Source organism: Nonomuraea sp. LP-02, from assembly GCF_036289125.1.
In the GTDB taxonomy this organism is placed as follows: Bacteria; Actinomycetota; Actinomycetes; order Streptosporangiales; family Streptosporangiaceae; genus Nonomuraea; species Nonomuraea bangladeshensis.
Genome location: NZ_JAXCLK010000001.1, coordinates 4,844,684 through 4,867,238, shown reverse-complemented (window position 1 = coordinate 4,867,238; position 22,555 = coordinate 4,844,684). Strand labels below are relative to the sequence as shown.

Genomic DNA, 22,555 nt, shown 5'->3' with positions numbered 1-22,555 from the left:
GTCGTCAGGGGGCCGGGGCGCCGCCGACGGTCCCTTGCCGATCGTAGGCCACGAGCGCCAGCGCTCCGGTCGCGCAGGCCGCCGCCACCGCCCCCATGACCGCCGGGAACCCGGCGACCTCCGCGATCCCGGCCGCCGCCAGCGGCGCGAGCGCCTTGGCCACCGTGATGGGCAGCGCCAGAGCGCCGCTCAGCGACGCGAACGCGGCCGTGCCGTACCGGTCGGCGATGAGCGCGGGCCGCGCGATCGTGGCCACCCCGAACCCCAGCCCGAACAGCACCACCGCCGCCACGGCCCCGCCGGTGCTGCGCCCGGCCAGCGGCAGCAGCACCGCCGCGAGCCCCTGCAGCCCGAACATCGCCGCCGTGATCAGCGCCACCCGCCAGCGGGCCTGCAGCCCCGTGGTGACCAGCCGGCCGGTGACCGACAGCACCCCGAGCAGCCCCGCCACGCTCGCCGCGAACACCGGCGGATGCCCGAGCGCGATCAGGTACGTCACCAGCAGCACCCCCATGACCGACACCGCCCCGGTCTGGGCGAGGAACCCGGCCGCGAGCAGCCAGAACGGCCGCTCCCGCAGCGCGTCGCCGACGATCGCGCCCCGGTCCGCGCGCGACGGCCCCGGCCGGTCGCGCACCGTGAGGGCGTGCAGCGGCACGGCGGTCAGGGCATAACCGGCGGCGAGCACCATCAGGGCCTGCCGCCAGCCGTACCGGTCCACCAGGAACCCGGTCAGCGGCAGGAAGACACTGGAGGCGAACCCGGCGACCACGGTGACCGTGAGCAGCGCCCGTGCTCGCCGCGCCGGATCGAACCAGGCGACGATCACCGCGAACGCGGCCTCATACAGCACCGCCGCCGACGCGAGGCCCAGCACGGCGCACACCGCGTAGAGCTCGGCCACGGAGCGCACCTGTGACCAGGCCAGCACCGCCGCCGCGCCGAGCAGCGACCCGGCCGTCATCAGGCCGCGCCCGCCGCGCCGGTCCAGCAGGCGTCCGACGGCGGGCGCCGCCACCCCCGAGACCAGGACGGACAGCGTGATCGCCCCGGTCAGCGCGGTGACCCCGGCGTGCAGGTCGCGCGCCATCGGCGGGATGAACACCGAGAACGCGTAGTAGAGCACGCCGTAGCCGGCGGTCTGGGTGATCGCGAGCGCAGCCACCATGCGGGCCCGCGCACCCGGAGGAAGATCCTCGATCACCTGATAGAGCCTAACCCGGTGGGTGGCGTCGCAGCATGACTCCCTCTTACATGGTGACCGGCGGCGGGCGCGGCATCGGGCGGGCGTACGGTGCTCGGGCTCGACCCCGAAGCCAGGGAATGAAAACCGTTGCCATTCGGTTGAGCGGGACATGCGAAAGAACCTGCACCCCGACTACCGTCCCGTCGTCTTCCGCGACCCCAGCGTGGGCTTCGCCTTCCTCACCCGCTCGACCCGTACGAGCGCGGCGACGATCGAGTGGGAGGACGGCCGGACCTACCCGGTCGTCGACGTGGACGTCTCGTCCGCCAGCCACCCCTTCTACACCGGTCGCGGCCGGGTCATCGACTCCGCCGGCCGCGTCGAGCGGTTCAACCAGCGTTACGGCAAGAAGTGATCAAGGCCCGCCCAAGAGGCGGGCATGCCGGAACCAGCGGCGGGTAAAAGTTCTCCACCGGCGTGAGAGCAGCAGTGGTGGAGCGAATGGGTCTCTCTGGAAGGGAACGCCGCATACTCGCCCAGATAGAGCAGGCCCTGGAGCGAGAGGATCCCGAGCTGGCCCGGCGCGTCGCGGCCATCAACAGGATCGAGGCGGTCGGCGGCCTGCCGGGGCGGCCCTACGGGGATCGCGCGCGCCTGTGGGCGCTGACCCACGGATGGGTGATCGTTGCGGCGGCCGCGCTGGTGATCGTGTTACTGCTCGTAGCGGTCCTGGCCACCTGAGCGGGGCCGCCCGCCTGAGCGATGGTGCCGGATCACCAGCAGGTCGACGGCGGCAATGACCGCCACGACCGCCGCGATGCCCGCCTCCCAGCGCCAGACCTCCTCGCCCGTGCTCATGGCGCGGATCGCGAAGAACACCGCCGCGGCGACGGCGAGCACCAGCGCCACCATCGACAGGGCCCGTCGCGCCCGCAGCGGGCTGCGCGCGGTCGTGGGCTCCGTGCCCGTACGGTCACGTAGCCACATGATCGTCTCCTCTCCAGCGTGAGAGCTTCCAGGCGGTCAGGCCAGGCATCTCAGGGCGCTGGTCAGCCGTGGGTCGAGCCCGTGGGAGGCGGGCAGCCGGCCCACCGTCGCCGCCACGAACTCCGGGTAGGGCAGCGCCGCCGTCACCCCGTCCAGCGCCACCCAGATCTCATCGGCCGTCTGCTCGACCTGCACCTTCGAGTCGCTCTCCGCCAGCGCGAAGCGGCCGACCGCGATCCGCCACAACGTCCGGTCGTCCTCCTCGTCCGCCGCGACCGGAGCCTCGACGTCGTCGGCGTGGGTCGCGTACTCGGAGTCGTAGTGGAAGGCCTGGCGCCCGTTGGGATAGGGCCCGGCCATCGTCTCCAGCACGGCGTCCCGGCCCAGCTCGCGCATGCGCCGCCGGGTGTCGCCGTTCTCCTCGCGCCACTCCCGCAGCACGTCGGCGACCGGCAGGTCGCGGCGCTGCCGTACGCACCACTCGTTGAAGTCCTCGTAGCCGCTGATGCCCTCGGCGGACATCCGGCTCATCAGCTCCGGAACGGTCCCGTCGAGGACCGCGTGGTTGTACATCTCCTCGCCCGCCAGGTGCGCCAGCACGTCGCGGACCGTCCAGCCCGCGCAGTGGGACGGCCGCAGCCAGCCGCTGTCGTCCAGCCCGGCGAAGAACCGGTCCAGCCTGGCCGCCTCGGCGTCGAAGATGTCGAACGGGTCGAAGTCACGCAGCGGGTCGTCCTCAGCCATACTCCGGACGCTACCCGTGATGTCCCGCCTTTCACGGAGCCTTGATGATCAGGGGCCCGGCGGCCGATTTGGCCTGCTGGTATTCGGCGGCGCACGAGGGCGCCCGGTCGGCGGGCACCCAGCCGCCCTTGGCGATGGCGGCGTTCCGCGCCGGGTCGGCGCCGTAGAGCAGGCAGGCGAACGTGGCCGACTCCTCCTCACCGGCCAGGTGGCCGAGGCCGGTGTGCCCGGCGGCGAGCAGGTGGCGGGCCTCAGCGGCGGCGATCGCCTGCTCCGGCCGGTCGGCGGTCAGCGTGAGCGCGGCGAGCCGGTCGGCCTGGTCCGCTGTGTCCGGCAGGGCGTCCGGCGGGCCGTCAGGCGTGCCGGAGGCGTCGTCGAGAGCGTGGCCGAGCTCGTGGTGGAAGAACGCGGTCAGCGCGGCCTCGATGCGGCGGCCGGTGGTGCGGGCGTCGGCCTCCTCGGTCTCGGAGATGCCGGTCAAGGTGCTCTCCAGCCGGTCGACCAGGGAGTAGCAGATCGTGATGCGGCTCTCGCGGGCGTCCCAGGGGGCGGAGCGCCCGTCGCAGTCGCGGGCGACGACCTCGACAGCCCGCGGCAGCCTGATCTTCGTACGCAGCGCGCCGCTCTCCTTGAGCAGCCGGCGGGCCTGCTCCGCGCGCTCGGAGCCGGCGGGCTCGAACCGCACGTCGGGAGGCGAGGCGGCCGGAGGGGACGGCGTGGGGGCCGCTCCCAGCGCGCTCACCATGCTCAGGGCCAGGGCGGCGAGGGGAAGCGGCATGCGGGGGGCTCCTTCCGTAGGGAGGTCACGGCGGTGCGACCTACCATGCGGCGATCAGCTGATCGCTAAACCCCTGCCCAGGTAAAGCCTCGTGAAAAGCCGGAAGCCCGGCCCCCGCGAGGGGACCGGGCCTCAGGATTGGTGCTGCTCAGCGACGCCACCAGGAACCGTAGACGCGCACGTAGTCGGCGCGGCTCGTCGAGCTGTTGAGCTCGTCGTTCCCGGCGAACGAAGCGCGGAACCAGCCGCTCTTGTACGCCTTGGTCTTGGCGAAGAACTTGCCGTCCCACTTCGTCGTGGTGGAAGTGACCCACTTCCAGGCGCTGTGGCCGTTGGCGCGGTAGAAGATGTTCACCTTCTCGCCGCGGACGCCCTTCCACCGGTGGTCATCGGCCTGGAGCCGACCGGAGAAGTAGATCGACTTGCCCTTGCGGACCTTGTACGGCTCGGCCTCGAAACGCGAGACGCGCGTGTCGGCCTTGGTCTTGGCGAGCTCGACCGCGAAGTACGCGTCGTCCTTCGCGACTTCCTTGCCGGCGCCGTCGAACGCCACGGCCGTGGCCTTCCACTTGCCGAAGGCGTCACCGTCGGTGAAGCCGACCGAGAAGCGCCAGCTCTCCAGCGGCTTGACGTCCTTGGCGCGCAGCGTGTTGACGCCGTCCACCGGAGCCACGGTCACTTCGACCTTCTTGACGTCCGAGCCGGCCCGGACGTGGATGAATGCGGTGCTCTCCTCACCCTTCTTCACCACGACCGGGTTGGGCGTGATGCTGCGGATGAACAGGCGGGTGTCCGCCTTGGTGGCGGTGCTGGCGGAGGCGGCCCCCGCCCCCGTGACGAGCATGGCCCCGCCCACGAGGGCGGAGACGAAACCCAGTGCGATCTTTCTCATGAGGGTGCTGATTCCTCTCCCCGTATCGCTTCAGAGCCGGCCCGGGGTGGCCGGACTCCCTCTACTACTGTGAGGCACCAAATGGGGAAAAGGTTCGCTTAAGTTACGAGAAATTTTTGATCACGGCTTTAACCAGCGCTTATGTGACCCAAATTCTTTTTCGGGCTGCTTGACCTACTACAGTCTGTCCCATGACGGACGTCTACACGCTCGGCGAGCCTCTCGGCGTGGTCACCAGCGGCCGGGTCCGCCACGACGGGGAGGCCAGGCTCGACGTCTGCGGGCCGGAGCTCACGCTGGCCGTGGCGCTGGCCAGGCTCGGGCACGGGTGCGCCTACCTGGGCAAAGTAGGCGGCGACGAGCTCGGCGCGCGGGTGCTGACCGTGCTGCGCGGCGAGGGCGTGGACGTGACGGACATGCGGGTGTCGGAGGGGCTGCCGACGGGCCTGCTGCTCAGGGAGAGCCGCGTGGGCCGCGAGCCGCGCACGGCGCACTACCGCACCGGGTCGGCCGGCTCGCGCCTGTCGCCGGGCAACGTCCCCATCGACCGGGTGGGCGCGGCCAAGATGCTGCACGTCACCGGCCTGACGGCCGCGCTCGGCATCGACGCCCAGGACGCGGTGCGCGCCGCCGTCAACGCCGCGCGCAACGCCGACGTGGTGATCTCCTTCGCCGTCGAGTACGTCCCGGAGCTGTGGCCGTCGGTCCGCGAGGCCGAGGAGGTGCTGAGCGAGCTGGCCTGCGCCTCCCACCTGCTCTTCCTCCGTCAGGACGAGCTCGACCTGGTCAAGCCAGCCCTCACCCCGGAGCGCGAGGTCGTCGTGAACCGCGGCGCGAAGGGCGCCACCGTGCGCGCCGACCGGATGCGCTACGACGTCCAGGGCTGGCAGGTGCCGGTGGTGGACCCGTCGGGCGCGGGGGAGGCGTTCGCGGCCGGCTACATCAGCGCCGCACTGGACGGGCTCACCCCGCAGGAACGCCTGTACCGCGGGGCGCTGTTGAGCGCCGCCGCGGTGACGGGCGTCAGCGACTGGCAGGGGTTGCCCACCAGGGCCGAGCTGTGACGGTCAGTTGATCGTCAGGGTGAACGTCGAGGTCGTGTTCCTGATGTTCTGCGCGTTGCCGCTGAAGCGGAGGCCGGTGAACGTGGCCGACCCGACCGCCGGGCCCTGACCGGGCTCGGGCAGCTCGTTCACCCAGATCCCGAAGCCGGACTTGGCGTCGAAGGCGTCGCCGCTCTTCTGGGCGCCGCTGATCGAGACGTTGGTGAAGGTCGTGTCCTTCACCGGGTTGAGCGGCGTCGTCGGACTGGAGTAGCCGGTCTGGAACATGATCCCGCTGTAGGTCGGGTCCACGATGTCCAGGTTGCTGACCCTGATGCCCTGGAACACCTTGGAGGAGGAGAACACCCACAGCGCCGGGAACGTCTGCTGTCCCCAGAAGTGGCCGCCCGCCCTGACCAGCGAGATGTTGTCGAACACGGTGGGCGGGCTCGCGCCGAAGCCGTGCATCGGGTAGCCGAAGTCGAGCGAGCTGATCGTCACGCCCGAGTAGACGAGCGTGTCGGCCACGTAGATGTTCCTGAAGGTGTTGTCGTAGCCGCCGTAGACGGCCACGCCCGCGGCCCGCCAGGTGAGCAGCGAGCTGAGGTTCTCGAAGACGTTGCCGTGCTGCTCGCCGGGGTTGTTGTCGGTGGCCGAGAACAGCGCGAAGCTGTCGTCGCCCGTGGCGCGGGTCTCGATGTTGGTGACGTGGTTGCCGGTGCTGCCGTTGGTGAAGTTGAGCCCGTCGGCGAAGGTGTTCCTGATCCGGGAGTTCTTCAGCGTCATGTCGTCGGTGTTGGTGCCCCAGTACATGCAGACCTGGTGCTCGACCCAGATGTTGTCGATCGTGATGTTGGCCACGTTCGAGAAGTCGAAGACCTTGCCGGGGCCGTCGATGCGGGCCGTGTAGTTGCCGAAGTAGGCGAAGCCCTGGAACGTCGTTCCGTTGGCTGTGGCGTCGGCGCGGAAGCCGATGTCGGTGTTCTCCTGGCCGGCGGGCGGGCGGAAGCGGGTGAACCACGGGCCCGCGCCGACGATCTTGATCGCCTTGCCGTAGACCTGGAACTTCGAGCCGGTCTGGTAGTCGCCCGCGGGCAGGTAGACGCCGGTCAGGCTGCTGTCCATGCGGGCCTTGTCCAGGGCGTTCTGGACGTCCTGGTGGGTGAAGCCGGCGGGGACGGCGTACTTGGCCGGGTCGGGGTTGGCGACCGCGGTCGCCTGTTCGAGGTCGATGAAGTCGATGGCGTACGTGCTGGTGTTGGCGGCGTCCTTCTGCAGGCGGATCTTGCTGCCCTTCGGGACGGTGGTGCCGAGCATCAGGTTCGCCTCGTCGTAGATGTGCCGGGGCGGGCCGGAGCCGGGGCTGTTGGTGGGCTGGTGCTCCGCGCCGTACAGCCAGGCGTGGCGGGAGGTCAGCGGGATCGCCTTGAGCAGCGTGCCGTTGACGTAGACGTTGAGCGTCGAGTCGATGCCGCCGCCGCCCGGGGCGTCGGGGATCGAGAAGCGGGTGACGAGGGTGTTGGTGTCGGCGCGGGTGGTGAACTCGACGTAGGCGCCGGTCTGGTTGAGCGTGACCGCGCGGCGGCCCGACGCCTCGCCGGCGATCGTGCCGACGTCCCTGCTCGGGCCGACCCTGGCCGCGCCGCCGCCGAGCACGGCGTCCTCGGCCTCGTAGGTGTCGTAGGGCATGTTCGCGCCGCGGCCCACGAACAGCGGCAGCTCGCTGGTGTTGTTGGCGCGCTTGACCGGCAGCTCGTTGGCGTCGTCGGCGAGCACGGTCTTGACGGTGTACCTGCCGTTGGCCGCGGTCCAGGTGCCGAGGGTGATCGGCGCGGTGGTCGCGCCGGCCGCGATCGCGCCGCTCGCCGAGCCGGTCAGGGTGCGCACGACCGTGCCGCCGGCGTCGACGACGGTGAGCGTGACGCCGTGCGCGGCCGAGCTGGAGGCGACCGTGCCCTGGTTCCTGATCGCCACGCTGAACGTCACCGTGCCGCCCGCGGCCGGGTTGCCCGGCGTCCAGGCGACGGGCGCGGCGACCAGGTCGGCGGTGTCGACCGGCCGCACGGTGAGCGTGCCGGTGGTGGTGTTGTTGGCCTCGTTGAGCTCGGTGACTTTGTTGTCCTCGTCCACCTTGGCGGACAGCTGGTACGTCCCCGCGTCCCGAGCCCCGATGTTCGCCGACACGGTCGCCGACGCCCCCGCGGCCAGCGCGCCCACGGCGGCGGTGCCGACCTTGGCGGTGCCCGCGTAGAAGTTCACGGAGGTGGCGGCGGAGCCGGCGGTGCCCGCGTTCCTGACCGTGGCCGACAGCGTGACCGCGTCGGTCTCGACCGGCGAGGCGGGGCTGGAGGTCAGGTTCGCCACGGTGAGGTCGGGGTTGGCCGACGGCGTGCCGAACACCTGGAACTCGGCGACCTGCCCGCCGGGCGCGCCCGAGTTGGCGGTGAACTGCAGCCGGACGTCGGCCGCCTTGCCGGTCACCGGGATGGTCACCGAGTTGCCCGTCGCCGGGTCGAAGGTGTACGTCGCCGAGGCGACCAGGCCGGTGAAGGAGGTGGCGCTCTGCTCGCGGCCGAGGACCTGGAACGTCTGCGTGCGCCGGCCCCACGCCTGGCCCGGGTCGAGCTTGACGGTGATCGAGGTGAGGTCGGCGTTGGCCCCGAGCTGGACGGTGAGCTGTCCCGGGTAGGCGGCGCTCTCCCAGTACGTCCCCAAGTTCCCGTCGTTGGCGTTGGCGGCGACGTACGTGTGCGTGTGCGAGGACTCGGTGATCGGCTTGCCGAGCGCCAGGTTCGTCCCGGGCGGCGGCGGGCCGTCGTCGGCGGTGCCCCAGACCTCGAACTCCGAGAGCTGGCCGGCGGGCCAGCCGGTGTTGCCGGTGATCTGGAGGCGCACGTACCGCGTGGTGGTCGCGGGGAAGGTGATGGTGGCCGTCGGGTTGAAGGTGTAGGTGGCCGAGGCGGCGATCGTGGTGAACGGGGAGGAACCGGTCGCGCTGCCCTGGACGGTCAGCGTCTGCGTACGGCTCGGCCAGCCGGACGGCAGCTTGAGCACCAGCCGGTTGACGCTCGCGCTGGTGCCGAGGTCCACCTGGATCCACTGCGGGAAGGCGTTGTTGGCCGACTCCCAGTAGGTGGCCTGGTTCCCGTCGGTCACGTTGGCGGCCGGGTAGACGTCGGTGAAGCTGCTCGCGGTGGCGGCCTTGCCGGCGGCGAGATTGGTGTCGGCCGCGGCCTGTGCGGCGGCGGGGGCGGCGAGGAGTCCGATGGCTAACGAAAGGGCGGCTAGGACAGCTCTCATGGGGGTGGCCCTTCGGCGGAGGCTAGTTGGCCGAACCATAGGATGTCGAGCAGATGTCCGCAATATTTCGACTGTATTTCGCAAACGAATGACTGACTGAAGTCGGCGCGGATCGGCCGTCGGAGCTGGTCAACACCTGGTGAGAGGCGAGAAATCCGTACGGGCACGCTGCAAGCGGTGTCGTCCGATCCACGTAAGTCCTTGCAAGCGCTTGCGCTACAGGCCGTATAGTTTGCGCATGACACGACGACTCGCAGAGGTGGCCAAGAAGGTCGGGGTGAGCGAGGCGACCGTCAGCCGCGTGCTCAACGGCAAGCCGGGGGTCTCCGACGCGACCCGCGAGGCCGTGCTGACCGCTCTCGACGTGCTCGGCTACGAACGCCCCACCCAGCTCCGCGGCGACCGGGCCAGGCTGGTCGGCCTGGTGCTGCCCGAGCTGCAGAACCCGATCTTCCCCGCCTTCGCGGAGGTGGTCGGCGGGGCGCTCGCCCAGCAGGGGTTCACCTCGGTGCTGTGCACCCGCACGGTCGGCGGCGTCTCGGAGGCCGACTACGTCGATCTCCTGCTCCAGCAGCAGGTCAGCGGCGTGGTCTTCGCCGGCGGCCTGTACGCCCAGGCCGACGCCGCGCACGGCCACTACGAGCTGCTGCACGAGCGCAAGCTCCCGACCGTCCTGGTCAACGCGGCCGTCGGGCACCTCGACTTCCCCCAGGTCTCCTGCGACGACGCCGTGGCGGCCGAGATGGCCGTCGCCCACCTGCGCGCGCTCGGCCACGAGCGCGTCGGCATGGTGCTCGGGCCGAAGGACCACATGCCCTCGCGGCGCAAGCTGGAGACGTTCCTCGCGGCAGGCGGCGACGCCGAGCTGGTCGAGCACACGATGTTCTCGCTGGAGGGCGGGCACGCGGCCGCCGCCCGGCTGGTCAGGCGCGGGGTGACCGGCGTGGTGTGCGCGAGCGACCTGCTGGCGCTCGGCACCGTACGGGCGGCCCGCCGCGCCGGGCTCTCGGTGCCCGGCGACATCTCGGTGATCGGCTTCGACGACTCCGCGCTCATGAACTGCACCGAGCCGCCGCTCACCACGGTCCGCCAGCCGATCGACGCGATGGGCCGGGCCGCCGTGGACCTGCTGGTCGCGCAGATCGACAAGGCGGTGGTCCCGGCCGACGAGCTGCTGTTCGAGCCCGAGCTGGTGGTACGGGCCTCCACGGCGCGCTGCCCTGCGTAACACAGTCGTTATCTTGCAATAGAGCGTCGAAATATTGCGTCCATGTGTCGCTGATCCTATGGTGTGGGCACCTCGCATCAGAAGGGTCAGACCATGCGGAGATCCACCGGACTCTTGCTCGTAACCGCGCTCGGCCTCTCGGCGACCGCCTGTGGCTCCGGCGAGTCGCCGCAGCCCGCGGCCCCCGGCGGGGCGGCGAACGTGTCGATCACGGTCGCCTGCCAGCCCGCCAAGACCGCCCCCCAGGACCGCAAGGCCTGGGACGAGGACGTCGCCGCGTTCATGAAGGCGCACCCCGGCGTGACGGTGAAGAGCACGGACCAGCAGCCGTGCTTCGACCCGAAGACCTTCGGGCCCAAGCTGGCGGGCGGCCAGATGGAGACCGTCTTCGTGGTGCCCATGACGAACTACGACGACGTCATCGCCCAGGGCCAGGCCCTCGACATCACGCAGTACACCGGCTCGGTCAAGAACTGGAACGACCTGCGCCCCGACCACCGCGAGCTGCTCACCAAGGACGGCAAGGTCTACGGCGTCCCCAACGTGCACTACAGCGTCGGCCTGGTCTACAACCGCGCCCTGTTCACCAAGGCCGGCCTCGACCCCAACACCCCGCCGAAGACCTGGGCCGAGGTGCGCGAGGCCGCCAAGAAGATCGCCGGCCTCGGCGCCGGCTACGTCGGCTACGGCGAGTACTCCGGCGGCAACACCGGCGGCTGGCACTTCACCCAGGCCATCTACGGCCGGGGCGGCAGCGTCCTGACCGACGACGGCAAGAAGGCCGCGTTCAACTCGCCCGAGGGCAAGGCCGTGCTGCAGACCCTGCACGACATGCGCTGGGTCGACAACAGCATGGGAAGCAAGCTCCTGGTCGGCTGGGAGTCGCTCATGATGGCCATGGGCAGCGGCAAGGTCGGCATGATGCTCGGCGCGCCCGACGTGGTCACCGACGTGGTCACCAAGTTCAAGGGCAAGGTCGACGACTACGGCATCACCGGCTTCCCCGAGGCCAAGGCGTCGCTGAGCGGCGGCGAGGCGTACATGATCAACCCGAAGGCCACGCCCGAGCAGGCCAAGGCCGGCATGGAGTGGATCGACTTCCGCTTCAACACCGTCGGCAAGGGCCGCTTCGACTTCGCCCGCGGCAAGGCCATCGGCAACCCGGTCGGCGTCCCCGACAACGCCGTCTACGGCGACTCGCCCACCGGCAAGGCCCTCCAGGAGGAGCGGGTGAAGAACGCCTCGCTGCCCGTGGAGAACTACCAGACGTACGTGGACGCCGCCGCGGTCGTCCCGCCGAAGGCCGAGCCCCCGCACGCGCAGGAGCTGTACGCCATCCTCGACGTGCCGATGTCCGGCGTGCTGAGCCGCAAGGACGCGAGCGTGGACGAGCTCCTGGCGGACGCCGAGACCAAGGCCAACGCGATGCTGGCGGCCAAGGGCTGACCCTGATGCGGATCTTGAGGCGCAATCTGACGGCCTACGGGTTCCTCTGCGCGGCGTTGTTCTGCTTCACGGTGTTCGCCTGGTATCCGATGGTCAGGGAGTTCATCCTGAGCTTCCAGCGGACCGACCTGATCAACCCGCCCGAGTGGGTGGGGCTGGACAACTTCAAGGCGGCCGTCGCCGACCCGGCCTTCGGCGAGGCGTGGCTGAACACCGTGGAGTTCACCGCACTGGCGCTGCTGTGCGGCTACGCCGTCCCGTTCGTCGTCGCGCTCGTGCTGAACGAGCTGCGCCACGCCCGGGCCTACCTCAGGTTCGTGGTCTACCTGCCGGTCATGCTGCCGCCGATCGTCGCGGTGCTGCTGTTCCGGTGGTTCTACGACCCCGGGCCCGGGCTGTTCAACCAGATACTCGACTTCTTCCACCTGCCGACGCTCGCCTGGCTGGACAGCTCCTCCACGGCGCTGATCTCGCTGGTCATCGTCTCGACCTGGATGAACATGGGCAGCGCGACCCTGATCTACCTGGCCGCGCTGCAGAACATCCCACCCGAGCTGTACGAGGCCGCCGAACTCGACGGGGCCGGGATCTTCAAGCGGATCCGGCACGTCACGATCCCGCAGACGCGGCTGATCCTGCTGCTCATGCTCATGCTGCAGATCGTGGCGACCATGCAGGTGTTCATCGAGCCGTACATGCTGACCGGCGGCGGCCCGGAGAACGCGACCGTCAGCGTGGCTTACCTGATGTACCAGTTCGCCTTCTCGCAGATGAACTACGGCCAGGCCGGGGCGCTCGGCATGATGCTCATGCTCGCGCTGCTCGTCTTCGCCGCCTTCCAGCTGCGCACCACCCGGGAGGACCAGGCATGATCGCCGTCGGCGCGGGCACGGCCGGCCGGAAGGGCAGGCGTGGCGCGGGAAGGCGTCCGAAACCGATGCAGGTGCAGTTCAGGACGATCGTCTCGCCCCACCAGCTCAACAGCCGGTGGGGGCGGCGGATCTACTGGCTGGTGCTGGTCTCCGTCGTCCTGCTGTTCACCCTGGCCTTCGTCTTCCCGCTCTACTGGATGGTCACCGGCGCCATGAAGACGCCGGACGAGATCGCCGAGATGCCGCCCACACCGGTGCCGCGGGACCCGACGCTGGACAACTTCTCCGAGGCGTGGGACCTGTTCGACCTCGGCACGCTGCTGGCGAACACCGCGTACTACGCCTTCGGGGCCTGGCTGTTCTCCATGGTGGTGGACGTGTCGGCGGCGTACGCGCTGTCGAAGCTGCGCCCGATGTTCGGCAACGTGATCCTCGGCGCGATGCTGGCCACGCTGATGATCCCGCCGATGGTGATCCTCATCCCGCTCTACGTGACGATCGTGGACCTCGGGCTGCTGAACAACCCGTGGGGGCTGTGGTTCCCCGCGGCGGCCAACGGATTCAACATCTTCCTGCTCAAACGGTTCTTCGACTCGATCCCGCGCGAGCTCATCGAGGCGGCGCAGATCGACGGCGCCGGGCCGGTGCGCACGCTCTGGTCCGTGGTGCTGCCGGTCTCCCGGCCCATCCTCGGCGTGGTGTCCATCTTCACGATCGTCACCGCCTTCAAGGACTTCGTCCTGCCGCTGCTGGTGATGACCGACAGCGAGAAGATGCCGATCAGCGTGGGGTTGTCGCAGACCGCAGGGGCGGTCACCCAGAACCAGGTCATGGCCGGTCTGGTGATCGCCGGCATTCCCATGATCATCGTCTTCTTCGTCTTCCAACGACACATCATGGCGGGCCTCACCGCCGGAAGCATCAAGGGATAATCGCATGTCGAAAACGTGGTGGCGGGGGGCCGCGATCTACCAGGTCTACCTGCGTAGTTTCGCCGACGGGAACGGCGACGGCGTGGGCGACCTCGCCGGCCTGCGATCCCGCCTGCCGTATCTCAAGGACCTGGGGATCGACGCCATCTGGCTCAACCCGTGGTATCCGTCGCCGATGGCCGACGGCGGCTACGACGTCGCCGACTACCGGGACATCGAGCCGGTCTTCGGCACGCTCGCCGAGGCCGAGGCGTTCATCGAGGAGGCGCACGAGCTCGACATCAAGGTCATCATCGACATCGTGCCCAACCACAGCTCCACCGAGAGCCAATGGTTCAAGGAGGCGCTGGCGAACCCGGCGGTCCGCGACCGGTTCTGGTTCGCCGACCGGCCGCTCAACGACTGGCAGTCCATCTTCGGCGGGTCCGCCTGGACGCAGGTGCCGGACGGGCAGTGGTACCTGCACCTGTTCGACCCCGGGCAGCCGGACTACAACTGGGCGAACCCGGAGGTCCACCAGGAGTTCGAGGACGTGCTGCGCTTCTGGTTCGAGCGCGGCGTGGACGGCTTCCGCATCGACTCGGCGGCGCTGCTGTTCAAGTCGGACACCGCGTACGAGGACCTCGACGGCGTCCACGACGTCTACCGGCGCTGGCGCGAGATCGCCGACGAGTACGGCGAGCGCGTCCTCATCGGCGAGGTCTGGCTGCCCGACCAGGAGCGCTTCGCCCGCTACCTGCGCCCCGACGAGCTGCACACCGCGTTCAACTTCGACTTCCTGTCCTGCCCCTGGGAAGCCGCCGAGCTGCGCCGGGTCATCGACCTGACGCTCGCCACGCACACCCCGATCGGCGCGCCGCCGACCTGGGTGCTGTCCAACCACGACGTCACCCGCCCGGTCACCCGCTACGGCCGCGCCGACACCACGTTCGAGCACGGCGGGCGGCTCCACGGCACGCCGTCCGACCTGGAGCTCGGCAACCGGCGGGCGCGGGCGGCGGCGCTGCTGGCGATGGCGCTGCCCGGCTCGGTCTACGTCTACCAGGGCGAGGAGCTGGGCCTGCCCGAGGTCGAGGACCTGCCGGACGAGCGGCGGCAGGACCCGATGTACGCCAGGTCGGGCGGCACGAACCCCGGCCGCGACGGCTGCCGCGTCCCGCTGCCGTGGTCGGGGGAGGAGCCGCCGTTCGGCTTCGGCACGGGCACGCCGTGGCTGCCGCAGCCGGACAACTGGCGCAAGCTGACCGCCGAGGCCCAGCTCACGGACCTCGGCTCGATGCTCAACCTGTACCGCGAGGGGCTGCGCATCAGGGGCGAGTCGCTCGGCGACGGCACCCTGACCTGGCTGCCGCTCGACGGTCAGGTGCTCGCGTTCCGCCGCGACTCGGGCCTGACCTGCGTCACCAACCTCGGGCCCGGCCCGGTGCCGCTGCCCGAAGGCCGGCTCCTGCTGGCCAGCGGCCCCCTGGAGGACGGCGCGCTCCCCGCCGACACCACGGCCTGGCTCGCCTAGCGGCCTCGTCTCACCGCCTGGCTCCGCTCGGGTCGCGGAGCCAGGCGGTCAGCGCACGCTCGGCCTCCGCCTCGTAGCGGGGGAGGCGCTGGGCCCGTACGAGCTGCCACAACGTGCCCTGCAACGCCCGCGCCGCGCGGAAGACCGCGAGCGCGGGATCGTCGGGGTCCACGCCGTACGCGCGCAGCGCCGCCCGGCCGTCCAGCCGCAGCGTGCGCCCCAGCACGGCGAGGTCCCAGGCGACGGGGGCGGTCATGCACTCCTCGAAGTCGTTCCAGAGCAGCCCGTGCGGCGTGGCCAGCAGGTTGCCGGGATGCGCGTCACCGTGCACGGCCTGCCCACCGTCCCGGGGCAGCCGCCCGGCCAGCCCGCGCCCGCGCGGTGCAGGTGGGACACCACCTCCAGCTCGCGCCGCAGCACCTCGTCCGGCCGCTCGCGTCCCATCGCCGTGACGGTCGGCACCCGCGCCACGACCGGCGCGGGCCGCAGGTGGACGCGCAGGTTGAAGGAGTCGTGGAGCAGCACCGGCTCCTCCACGCGGACGCCATGCTCACGGGCCACGGCGACGGCGGCGGCGGCCGCGGGCGTCGTCACGCGGACTCGCGGATCACCAGCTCGGTGGGCAGGATGACCGGGTCGCCGGGCCCGCCCTCGAACAGGCCGAGCAGCAGCTTGACCATCGCCGTCGCCTGGTCGGGCACCGGGTGGCGCAGCGTGGTCAGCGGGGGCTCGGTGTATTTCGCCGCCTCGATGTCGTCGAAGCCGACCACGGCCACGTCGTCGGGCACCCGGCGGCCGGCCTGGCGCAGCGACTGGAGCGCTCCCACGGCCATCAGGTCGTTGGCCACGAAGACGGCGTCCAGGCCCGGGTCGTCGCCGAGGAGCTGGCGCATCGCGATCGCCCCCGACTCGCGGGTGAAGTCGCCCACCGCGACGATCGAGCGGCGGTCGGAGTCGCGCAGGACGTTGCGGTAGCCGGCCAGGCGGTCCTGCCCGGCGATCATGTCCTGCGGCCCCGCGATGGTCGCGATGCGGCGGCGGCCGATCTCCACCAGATGGCGTACGCCCGCCTCCGCGCCGCCCACGTTGTCGTTGTCGACGAACGGGATGTCCACCGGCACGGCGGGCCGCCCGTACGACACCACGGGCACGCGCAGCCGCGACAGCGCGGACGGCAGCGGGTCGGCGCCGTGCATGGAGATGAGCATGACGCCGTCCACGTGCCCGCCGGAGATGTAGCGCTCCACCCGCGCGTGGCTTTTGGCGTTGGACGCCAGCATGAGCACGACCTGTTTGTTGGCCGACTCGAGCTCCATCGACGCCGATCTGATCACCGTGGAGAACAGCGGGTCCTCGGAGAAGACCCGGGTGCCGGGCTCGCTGATGACCAGCGCGATCGAGTCGGTGCGCTGGGTGACCAGGCTGCGCGCGGCCGAGTTGGGGACGTAGCCCAGCTCGTCGATGGCCTGCAGCACGGCGTCGCGGATGTGGGGCGCCACCGTCGTCTGCCCGTTGACGACGCGGGAGGCGGTGGCCCGCGAGACGCCCGCCCGGGCGGCGACCGCCTCCAGGGTCGGGCGTCTCATGACTGCACCAGAAGGGAGAGCACGTAAAAAATCTACAGGCCGTTTCTGGCGATGACGTCGCGGTACCACAGAGCGCTGTCCTTGAGGGTGCGGTTCTGCGTCGCGTAGTCCACGTGCACGATCCCGAACCGCCGCCGGTAGCCCTCGGCCCACTCGAAGTTGTCCAGCAGCGACCACACCAGGTAGCCGCGCAGGTCCGCGCCCGCCTCGACGGCCCGCCACACCTCGCGCAGGTGCCCGTCCAGGTACGCCACCCGGTCCGCGTCGTGCACCCGGCCGTTCTCCACGACGTCGTCGAAGGCCGCGCCGTTCTCCGTGACCATGAGGCCGACCTGCGGATAGTCCTGCGAGAGCCGGACCAGCAGGCGCGACAGGCCGTCCGGCACGATCGGCCAGCCCATCGCCGTGGTGGGGGCGTCGGCGGCGGCGAACCGCACGTCCTCCGACCCCGGCCAGGCGGCGTCGGCGGGCAGGCCGGGGCCGGCCTCGACGACGCACGGGTTGTAGTAGTTGACGCCGATCAGGTCGATCGGCGCCTTGATGATGTCGAGGTCGCCGTCGCGGATGTGGTCCGTGCCGCCGTTGCGCCCGGCCGCCGCCAGCACCTCCTCCGGGTACGTCCCGTACACGGCCGGGTCGAGGAACTGCCGGGTGAGCAGCGCGTGGATGCGGTCGACGGCCGCCGCGTCGGCCTCGCCGGGCACCGCCGCCGGGTCGTTCACCTGCGCCGGGGTGAGCACGGGCGAGGAGTTGACCACCAGCATCACGCTGCCGGGACGCAGCCGCCGGGCCGCCAGGCCGTGGCCGAGCAGCAGGTGGTGGGCCGAGCGCAGGGCGCTCGCGGCGTCGCGGCGGCCCGGCGCGTGCACGCCGTTGCCGTAGCCGAGGTAGGCCGCCACCCAGGGCTCGTTCAGCGTCGCCCAGTCGGTGACGCGGTCGCCGAGCCGGGCGTGCACGGCCTCGGCGTAGTCGGCGAAGCGGTGCGCGGTGTCGCGGTCGGTCCAGCCGCCGCGCTCCTCCAGGGTCTGCGGGAGGTCCCAGTGGTAGAGGGTGACGTACGGCGTGATGCCCGCGGCCAGCAGCTCGTCCACGAGCCGGTCGTAGAAGGCGATGCCGCGCGGGTTGACCGGGCCCGAGCCGTCCGGCTGGACGCGCGGCCAGGCGATCGAGAACCGGTACGCCGCGAGGCGCAGCTCCCGCATCAGGGCGACGTCGTCCCGGTAGCGGTGGTAGTGGTCGCAGGCCACGTCGCCGGTGTCGTCGCCCGCCACGTTCCCGGGGGTGTGGGAGAAGGTGTCCCAGATGGACTGTCCCCGCCCGTCCTCCTTGACCGCCCCCTCGATCTGGTACGAGGCCGTGGCGGCGCCCCAGACGAAGTCCTCGGGAAAAATCATCCCTTAACAGCTCCTTGCATGATTCCGCCGATGATTTGCTTGCCGAACAGCACGAAGACGGCCACCAGCGGCAGCGTGCCGACCGCCGTACCGGCCAGGCCGAGCACGTAGTCGTTGACGTAGCCGCTGGCCAGGGAGGACAGCGCCACCTGGACCGTCGGATTGTCCGGATTGAGCACGACCAGCGGCCAGAAGTAGTCGTTCCAGGCCGACATGAAGGTCAGCATGCCGAGCACGGCCGCCGCCGGCCGGGCCGCGGGCAGCACGACGTGCCAGAACAGCCCCCACGTGGTGCAGCCGTCCACCCGCCCGGCCTCCAGCAGTTCGGTGGGCAGCGCCCGCGACAGGTACTGGGTCATGAAGAACACGCCGAAGGCGTTGACCAGCGCGGGCACGATCAGCGCGTAGTTGGTGCCGGTCCACTCCAGCTTCACCATGAGCATGTAGAGCGGGATGATGCCGAGCTGCGCCGGGACCATCATGGTGGCCACCGTGATGACCAGCATCGCGTTCCTGCCGCGGAACTTCAGCTTGGCGAAGGCGAACCCGGCGAGCGTGGAGAAGAACATCACCGCGATCGAGATCGACCCCGCCACGATCAGGGAGTTGACCAGCGCCAGCCCGAACGGCACGGTGTCGAAGACCCGGGAGACGTTGGCGAAGAAGTTCCCGCCGGGGATCAGCGGCGGCGGCACCTGCGCGAGCGCCGAGTTGTGCCGCGAGGCCACGACGACGCTGTAGTACAGCGGGAACGCCGAGAAGAACGCCACGGCCGTCAGGGTCAGGTAGCGCAGCCTCATACGATCCCTCCCTTAGCCCTGCGGGTGATGAGGAAGTTGACGCCGGAGACGATCACCACGGCCAGGAACATCAGCCAGGACGCGGCCGAGGCGTAGCCGAAGTCGAAGGTCGAGTTGGCGAAGGCCTGCTCGTAGACGTACAGCGCCAGGGTCTGGAACTGGCGGTCGGGGCCGCCGGTGGCGAAGGTGCCGCCCCCGCTGCCGGTGCTCTGCGCGAAGAGCATGGGCTCGGCGATGATCTGCATGGCGCCGATCGTGGAGACGATGACGACGAAGATGATCGTCGGGCGGATCATCGGCAGCGTGACGCTGCGGAGCTGCCGGAAGCTGCTCGCCCCGTCCAGGGTGGCGGCCTCGTACAGCTCGCGCGGCACGGCCTGCATGGCGGCCAGGAAGATCAGCGCGTTGTAGCCGGTCCACCGCCACATGATCATGACGGACAGGGCGACGTGCGAGGTCGCGGTGCCGGCCGCCCAGTCGATGTTGCCGACCCCGAACCACGACAGCATCCAGTTGATCAGGCCGAAGTCGCGGCCGAAGAGCTGGCTGAAGATCACCACGACCGCCACCACGCTGGTGACGTTCGGCAGCAGCAGCGAGATCCGGAACAGCGTCTGCAGGCGCAGCCGCCGGTTCAGCAGATGCGCCAGCCAGATGGCGAGCAGGAGCTGGGGGGCGGTGGACAGCACGCCGATGGACAGCGTGTTGAAGGTGGCGTTCCAGAAGTAGCCGTCGGCCAGCAGCGTCGAGTAGTTGCCGAGGCCGACGAACTCCTGGGTGTCCGACAGCAGCGTCCACTCGTGCAGGCTGACCCAGGCCGTGTAGATCAGCGGGAACAGGCCGAACGCGCAGAACAGCAGGAAGAAGGGCGCGACGTAGGCGTACGGCGACACCCTCATGTCGAGGGTGTGCCGCACGCTGCGCCTACGCCGCCGCGTCGCCGCGAGGGGGTAGGTGCTCATCAGATATCTCCGAGGAAACCCCCGCCTTCAGGCGGGGAAGGAATCGGACTCCTGCGAAGCAGAGCAGGAGCAGACGGTCCGTCGCGAGGCGGACCGTCGTCTTTCGGAATCAGCCGGTGTGCGAGTGATCTCGCACATAGAATCGAAAGGTGGCGCAGCTTGTGAAGCGGGCCTACAAGTACCGCTTCTACCCGACCCCTGGGCAAGCCGAAGAGCTTGCCCGGACGTTCGGCTGTGTGCGCCTGGTCTACAACAAGGCTCTGGAGGAGCGGACTCGCGCCTACAAGCTGGAAGGCCGCGGCGTCTCCTACGCCGAGTCGTCCGCGACGCTGACCGCGTGGAAGAAGACGCCCGAGCTGGCGTTCTTGTGTGAGGTGTCGTCGGTGCCGTTGCAGCAGGCGCTGCGGCATCTGCAGGCGGCGTTCGCGAACTTCTTCGCCAAGCGGGCCAAGTACCCCACGTTCAAGAGCAGGAAGAGGTCGCGGGCGTCGGCCGAATACACCCGTTCGGCGTTCCGCTGGCGTGACGGGCGGCTCACCTTGGCCAAGATGGGCGCGCCGCTGGACATCGTGTGGTCGCGTCCGCTGCCCGAGGGGGCCGAGCCGTCCACGGTCACCGTGAGCAGGGACGCGGCGGGGCGGTGGTTCGTGTCCCTGCTGGTGGAGGAGAAGATCGCGCCTTTGCCGCCGGTCGAGCGGTCGACGGGCGTGGACGCGGGCCTGACCGCGCTGCTCACGCTGTCGTGTGGCGAGCAGATCGCCAACCCGCATCATGAGCGTCGTGAGCGGCGCAGGCTGGCCAAAGCGCAGCGGGCGCTGGCCCGCAAGCAGAAGGGGTCGAACAACCGGGCCAAGGCCCGGCTGCGCGTGGCGAAGATACATGCCCGGATCGCCGACCGGCGCCGGGACTACTTGCACAAGGTCACCACACGGCTGGTACGCGAAAATCAAACGATCGCCGTGGAGGACCTGTCCGTCCGCAACCTGCTCAAGAACCACGCCCTGGCCCGCGCCATCTCCGATGCCGGCTGGCGGGAACTGCGGTCCATGCTGGAGTACAAGACGGACTGGTACCGCCGCACGCTGACGGTCGTGAACCGCTTCTTTCCCTCCTCCAAGTTGTGCTCGGTCTGCGGGGCTCTGCGGGAAGAACTGCCGTTGAGCGTCCGCGAGTGGACCTGTGGGTGCGGTGCGGTCCATGACCGGGAGGTGAACGCGGCCCGGAACATGCTGCTCGCCGCCGGGCCGGCGGAGAGCTGAAACGCCTGTGGAGCTGGTGTAAGACCTCAAGCGAGAGTCCTCCTCTCGGGCGGGCGACCGGCGGTGAAGCAGGAAGACCGACCGGCGACGGTCGGACTCCCCCTCGATTCACGAGGGGGAGGATGTCAATTGATTTTCTTGACGTCCTCGAGGACCTGGGCCCACGCCTCGTCCGGCGTCTGCTTGCCCTGCTCGACGCGGCCGAGGCCGTTGCCGATCGCCACCCGGACGTCGGCCTCCTTCGGGCCGAGGTGCTGCGGCTTGAGCGCCTTCGCGGCGTCGGAGTAGATCTTGCCGATGGGGGCGTCACCGAAGAACGGCTTGGTGAAGTTCTGGATCGACGGGTCGTCGTAGAGCGCCGGGATCGACGGGAAGGTGCCCTCCTCCTTGAACACCTTGGCCTGGTTGTCCTTGGAGGTCAGGAAGTCGATCAGCTCGGCGGCCTCCTTGGGGTGCTTGCTCTGCTTGGGCACCATCAGGTGCGAGCCGCCGCTGTTGCCCGAGCCGCCGGGAACGGTGGCGATGTCCCACTTGCCGGTCGCGTCCTTGGCCTGCTCCTGGATGAAGCCGGTCATCCAGGCCGGGCAGATGATCGTGGCGAACGAGCCCTTCGCGAAGCCCGTGTTCCACGGCGGGGAGAAGGCCGCGAGCTTGGCGGTCAGGCCCTCCTGGGTGAGCTGGTTGGACAGGTCCCAGGCCTTCTTCACGTCGGGGTTGGACTCGACGATGATGTTGTCCTGGGCGTCGTACAGGCCGGTCGGGGCCTGGTTGACCATCGCGCGGAAGATCTCGCCGGGGGAGTCGGTGAACTTCGCGCCCGCCACGTCGGCCGCGGCGAACTTCTTGCCGGTCTCGATGTACTGCTCCCACGTCGGCCACAGGGCCGCGACCTCGGTGCGGTCGGTGGGCAGGCCGGCCTTCTTGAACAGGTCCTTGCGGTAGCACATGGCCAGGCCGCCGACGTCGGTGCCGAGGCCGAGGACCTGCCCGCCGTCCTTGCTGAGGCCCTGCTGCCACTTCCAGTCGAGGTAGTCGGACTGGCGCTTGTCGAGGCCGAACTGCTTCAGGTCGACGAACTTGTTCGGCTGGGCCGTGAAGGTGCTGATGTAGCCGACCTCGACCGCTTCGACGTCCCCCGCGCCGGCGTTGGTGGCCAGCCGCTTGACCAGGTTGTTGTGGTGGTCGTTGAACTGCGTGACGTTCTCGACGATCTCGATGTTCGGGTGGGTCTTCTTGTACTCCTCGTAGAGGGGCTTGAAGCCGAAGTCGCCGAAGAGGCCGACGGTGAGCTTGATCTTCTCGCCCGGCTGCGCGCTCGCCGGTGCGGCGGCGTTCCCTCCGCCTCCGCCGCCGCACGCGGCGCTGAGCAGGGCCGCGGCGAGCAGGGGGACGGCAAGACGGATCCGAGGGGTCATGGAACCCTCCTGGGTTGTGCGTGGGGACAGGTGAGAGAGCGCTCTCTCAGAGAGTCGTGCGGCTCACATGCCTGTGTCAACCGGGGTTAGATAACGATCGCCGTTATCCGAGAGAGCGTTCCCCGAAATGTTTCAGTCCCTTCGCGGTCTGGGTTAGGCTGCCCCGGATGCACGAACGAGATCCCCGCTCCCGGGCGACGCCGAGCACCGCGCGGTCA

Annotated in this window: 21 protein-coding genes and 1 pseudogene; 9 read left to right on the top strand and 13 right to left on the bottom strand. The window is 70.0% G+C overall.

Annotated elements, in window-relative coordinates:
• Positions 1–4: 4 nt before the first annotated feature.
• Complete coding sequence (locus SMD20_RS22565; RefSeq protein ID WP_329584242.1) at positions 5–1,204, bottom strand: MFS transporter; 1,200 nt, start codon at positions 1,202–1,204, stop codon at positions 5–7.
• Between the two features lie 151 nt (positions 1,205–1,355).
• On the opposite strand from SMD20_RS22565, the gene SMD20_RS22560 reads away from it, so the two are divergent.
• A complete protein-coding gene (locus tag SMD20_RS22560; protein WP_329584240.1) occupies positions 1,356–1,601 on the top strand; it encodes a type B 50S ribosomal protein L31 in 246 nt (81 codons plus the stop codon).
• 86 nt (positions 1,602–1,687) lie between these two features.
• Complete coding sequence (locus SMD20_RS22555) at positions 1,688–1,927, top strand: DUF3040 domain-containing protein (RefSeq protein ID WP_329584238.1); 240 nt, start codon at positions 1,688–1,690, stop codon at positions 1,925–1,927.
• Here SMD20_RS22555 and SMD20_RS22550 read toward each other — a convergent pair.
• The 4 genes from SMD20_RS22550 to SMD20_RS22535 all read right to left on the bottom strand — a co-directional run bounded on the left by SMD20_RS22550 (position 1,898) and on the right by SMD20_RS22535 (position 4,587).
• Positions 1,898–2,173, bottom strand: a complete 276-nt coding sequence (locus tag SMD20_RS22550) for a DUF6343 family protein (protein ID WP_329584236.1) — start codon at positions 2,171–2,173, stop codon at positions 1,898–1,900. The genes SMD20_RS22555 and SMD20_RS22550 overlap by 30 nt on opposite strands.
• Before the next feature lie 36 nt (positions 2,174–2,209).
• On the bottom strand, positions 2,210–2,917 hold the full coding sequence (locus tag SMD20_RS22545) for a maleylpyruvate isomerase family mycothiol-dependent enzyme (protein WP_329584235.1): 708 nt from the start codon (positions 2,915–2,917) through the stop codon (positions 2,210–2,212).
• Positions 2,918–2,948: 31 nt separating this feature from the next.
• Entirely contained in the window at positions 2,949–3,695 is a 747-nt protein-coding gene (locus SMD20_RS22540; protein WP_329584233.1) for a DUF4344 domain-containing metallopeptidase, read from the bottom strand.
• 148 nt (positions 3,696–3,843) lie between these two features.
• Positions 3,844–4,587: a hypothetical protein gene (locus tag SMD20_RS22535; protein ID WP_329584231.1), complete on the bottom strand. Its 744-nt coding sequence runs from the start codon at positions 4,585–4,587 to the stop codon at positions 3,844–3,846.
• A gap of 191 nt (positions 4,588–4,778) precedes the next feature.
• Between SMD20_RS22535 and SMD20_RS22530 the strand changes: the two genes are divergently transcribed.
• The gene (locus SMD20_RS22530) at positions 4,779–5,651 is read left to right on the top strand and encodes a sugar kinase (protein ID WP_329584229.1); all 873 of its coding nucleotides are present in this window, start codon (positions 4,779–4,781) and stop codon (positions 5,649–5,651) included.
• A 3-nt stretch (positions 5,652–5,654) separates the two neighbouring features.
• Here SMD20_RS22530 and SMD20_RS22525 read toward each other — a convergent pair whose 3' ends face one another.
• Positions 5,655–8,930: a discoidin domain-containing protein gene (locus SMD20_RS22525; RefSeq protein ID WP_329584227.1), complete on the bottom strand. Its 3,276-nt coding sequence runs from the start codon at positions 8,928–8,930 to the stop codon at positions 5,655–5,657.
• 238 nt (positions 8,931–9,168) lie between these two features.
• On the opposite strand from SMD20_RS22525, the gene SMD20_RS22520 reads away from it, so the two are divergent.
• From SMD20_RS22520 to SMD20_RS22500, 5 genes are all read left to right on the top strand, one after another.
• On the top strand, positions 9,169–10,158 hold the full coding sequence (locus SMD20_RS22520) for a LacI family DNA-binding transcriptional regulator (RefSeq protein WP_329584225.1): 990 nt from the start codon (positions 9,169–9,171) through the stop codon (positions 10,156–10,158).
• Positions 10,159–10,251: 93 nt separating this feature from the next.
• A complete protein-coding gene (locus SMD20_RS22515) occupies positions 10,252–11,604 on the top strand; it encodes an ABC transporter substrate-binding protein (protein WP_329584223.1) in 1,353 nt (450 codons plus the stop codon).
• Positions 11,605–11,609: 5 nt separating this feature from the next.
• Positions 11,610–12,476, top strand: a complete 867-nt coding sequence (locus SMD20_RS22510) for a carbohydrate ABC transporter permease (protein ID WP_329584221.1) — start codon at positions 11,610–11,612, stop codon at positions 12,474–12,476.
• Positions 12,477–12,541: 65 nt separating this feature from the next.
• On the top strand, positions 12,542–13,408 hold the full coding sequence (locus SMD20_RS22505; protein WP_329584220.1) for a carbohydrate ABC transporter permease: 867 nt from the start codon (positions 12,542–12,544) through the stop codon (positions 13,406–13,408).
• A 4-nt stretch (positions 13,409–13,412) separates the two neighbouring features.
• Positions 13,413–14,921 carry a glycoside hydrolase family 13 protein gene (locus SMD20_RS22500; protein WP_329584219.1) on the top strand — a complete coding sequence of 503 codons (1,509 nt, stop codon included), beginning with the start codon at positions 13,413–13,415 and terminating at the stop codon, positions 14,919–14,921.
• Between the two features lie 10 nt (positions 14,922–14,931).
• Here SMD20_RS22500 and SMD20_RS22495 read toward each other — a convergent pair whose 3' ends face one another.
• From SMD20_RS22495 to SMD20_RS22470, 6 genes are read right to left on the bottom strand one after another with little or no spacing between them, the layout of a single operon-like run.
• Positions 14,932–15,252 (bottom strand): phosphotransferase family protein, encoded by a 321-nt coding sequence (locus SMD20_RS22495; protein WP_329584218.1) that lies wholly within the window; start codon positions 15,250–15,252, stop codon positions 14,932–14,934.
• Positions 15,174–15,515 (bottom strand): hypothetical protein, encoded by a 342-nt coding sequence (locus SMD20_RS22490; protein WP_329584216.1) that lies wholly within the window; start codon positions 15,513–15,515, stop codon positions 15,174–15,176. Before SMD20_RS22490 ends, SMD20_RS22495 begins: the two co-directional genes overlap by 79 nt.
• Entirely contained in the window at positions 15,512–16,507 is a 996-nt protein-coding gene (locus tag SMD20_RS22485) for a LacI family DNA-binding transcriptional regulator (protein ID WP_329584215.1), read from the bottom strand. Before SMD20_RS22485 ends, SMD20_RS22490 begins: the two co-directional genes overlap by 4 nt.
• A 32-nt stretch (positions 16,508–16,539) precedes the next feature.
• Positions 16,540–17,901 carry a GH1 family beta-glucosidase gene (locus tag SMD20_RS22480; protein ID WP_329584213.1) on the bottom strand — a complete coding sequence of 454 codons (1,362 nt, stop codon included), beginning with the start codon at positions 17,899–17,901 and terminating at the stop codon, positions 16,540–16,542.
• The gene (locus tag SMD20_RS22475; protein WP_091090673.1) at positions 17,898–18,701 is read right to left on the bottom strand and encodes a carbohydrate ABC transporter permease; all 804 of its coding nucleotides are present in this window, start codon (positions 18,699–18,701) and stop codon (positions 17,898–17,900) included. The genes SMD20_RS22480 and SMD20_RS22475 overlap by 4 nt, the downstream gene beginning before the upstream one ends.
• Positions 18,698–19,663: a carbohydrate ABC transporter permease gene (locus SMD20_RS22470; protein ID WP_329584209.1), complete on the bottom strand. Its 966-nt coding sequence runs from the start codon at positions 19,661–19,663 to the stop codon at positions 18,698–18,700. Before SMD20_RS22470 ends, SMD20_RS22475 begins: the two co-directional genes overlap by 4 nt.
• Positions 19,664–19,812: 149 nt before the next feature.
• On the opposite strand from SMD20_RS22470, the pseudogene SMD20_RS22465 reads away from it, so the two are divergent.
• Positions 19,813–21,012, top strand: a pseudogene (locus SMD20_RS22465) (RNA-guided endonuclease InsQ/TnpB family protein); the annotation flags it as partial.
• A 35-nt stretch (positions 21,013–21,047) separates the two neighbouring features.
• Here SMD20_RS22465 and SMD20_RS22460 read toward each other — a convergent pair.
• Positions 21,048–22,337 carry an ABC transporter substrate-binding protein gene (locus SMD20_RS22460; protein ID WP_329584207.1) on the bottom strand — a complete coding sequence of 430 codons (1,290 nt, stop codon included), beginning with the start codon at positions 22,335–22,337 and terminating at the stop codon, positions 21,048–21,050.
• Positions 22,338–22,555 lie beyond the last annotated feature (218 nt).

Excerpts from the sequence above, each read along its gene's own strand:
- SMD20_RS22560 (WP_329584240.1), top strand. The coding sequence starts at position 1,356 with ATGCGAAAGAACCTGCACCCCGACTACCGTCCCGTCGTCTTCCGCGAC.
- SMD20_RS22555 (WP_329584238.1), top strand. The coding sequence starts at position 1,688 with ATGGGTCTCTCTGGAAGGGAACGCCGCATACTCGCCCAGATAGAGCAG.
- SMD20_RS22550 (WP_329584236.1), bottom strand. The coding sequence starts at position 2,173 with ATGTGGCTACGTGACCGTACGGGCACGGAGCCCACGACCGCGCGCAGC.
- SMD20_RS22545 (WP_329584235.1), bottom strand. The coding sequence starts at position 2,917 with ATGGCTGAGGACGACCCGCTGCGTGACTTCGACCCGTTCGACATCTTC.
- SMD20_RS22540 (WP_329584233.1), bottom strand. The coding sequence starts at position 3,695 with ATGCCGCTTCCCCTCGCCGCCCTGGCCCTGAGCATGGTGAGCGCGCTG.
- SMD20_RS22535 (WP_329584231.1), bottom strand. The coding sequence starts at position 4,587 with ATGAGAAAGATCGCACTGGGTTTCGTCTCCGCCCTCGTGGGCGGGGCC.
- SMD20_RS22530 (WP_329584229.1), top strand. The coding sequence starts at position 4,779 with ATGACGGACGTCTACACGCTCGGCGAGCCTCTCGGCGTGGTCACCAGC.
- SMD20_RS22525 (WP_329584227.1), bottom strand. The coding sequence starts at position 8,930 with ATGAGAGCTGTCCTAGCCGCCCTTTCGTTAGCCATCGGACTCCTCGCC.
- SMD20_RS22520 (WP_329584225.1), top strand. The coding sequence starts at position 9,169 with ATGACACGACGACTCGCAGAGGTGGCCAAGAAGGTCGGGGTGAGCGAG.
- SMD20_RS22515 (WP_329584223.1), top strand. The coding sequence starts at position 10,252 with ATGCGGAGATCCACCGGACTCTTGCTCGTAACCGCGCTCGGCCTCTCG.
- SMD20_RS22510 (WP_329584221.1), top strand. The coding sequence starts at position 11,610 with ATGCGGATCTTGAGGCGCAATCTGACGGCCTACGGGTTCCTCTGCGCG.
- SMD20_RS22505 (WP_329584220.1), top strand. The coding sequence starts at position 12,542 with ATGCAGGTGCAGTTCAGGACGATCGTCTCGCCCCACCAGCTCAACAGC.
- SMD20_RS22500 (WP_329584219.1), top strand. The coding sequence starts at position 13,413 with ATGTCGAAAACGTGGTGGCGGGGGGCCGCGATCTACCAGGTCTACCTG.
- SMD20_RS22485 (WP_329584215.1), bottom strand. The coding sequence starts at position 16,507 with ATGAGACGCCCGACCCTGGAGGCGGTCGCCGCCCGGGCGGGCGTCTCG.
- SMD20_RS22480 (WP_329584213.1), bottom strand. The coding sequence starts at position 17,901 with ATGATTTTTCCCGAGGACTTCGTCTGGGGCGCCGCCACGGCCTCGTAC.
- SMD20_RS22475 (WP_091090673.1), bottom strand. The coding sequence starts at position 18,701 with ATGAGGCTGCGCTACCTGACCCTGACGGCCGTGGCGTTCTTCTCGGCG.
- SMD20_RS22470 (WP_329584209.1), bottom strand. The coding sequence starts at position 19,663 with ATGAGCACCTACCCCCTCGCGGCGACGCGGCGGCGTAGGCGCAGCGTG.
- SMD20_RS22460 (WP_329584207.1), bottom strand. The coding sequence starts at position 22,337 with ATGACCCCTCGGATCCGTCTTGCCGTCCCCCTGCTCGCCGCGGCCCTG.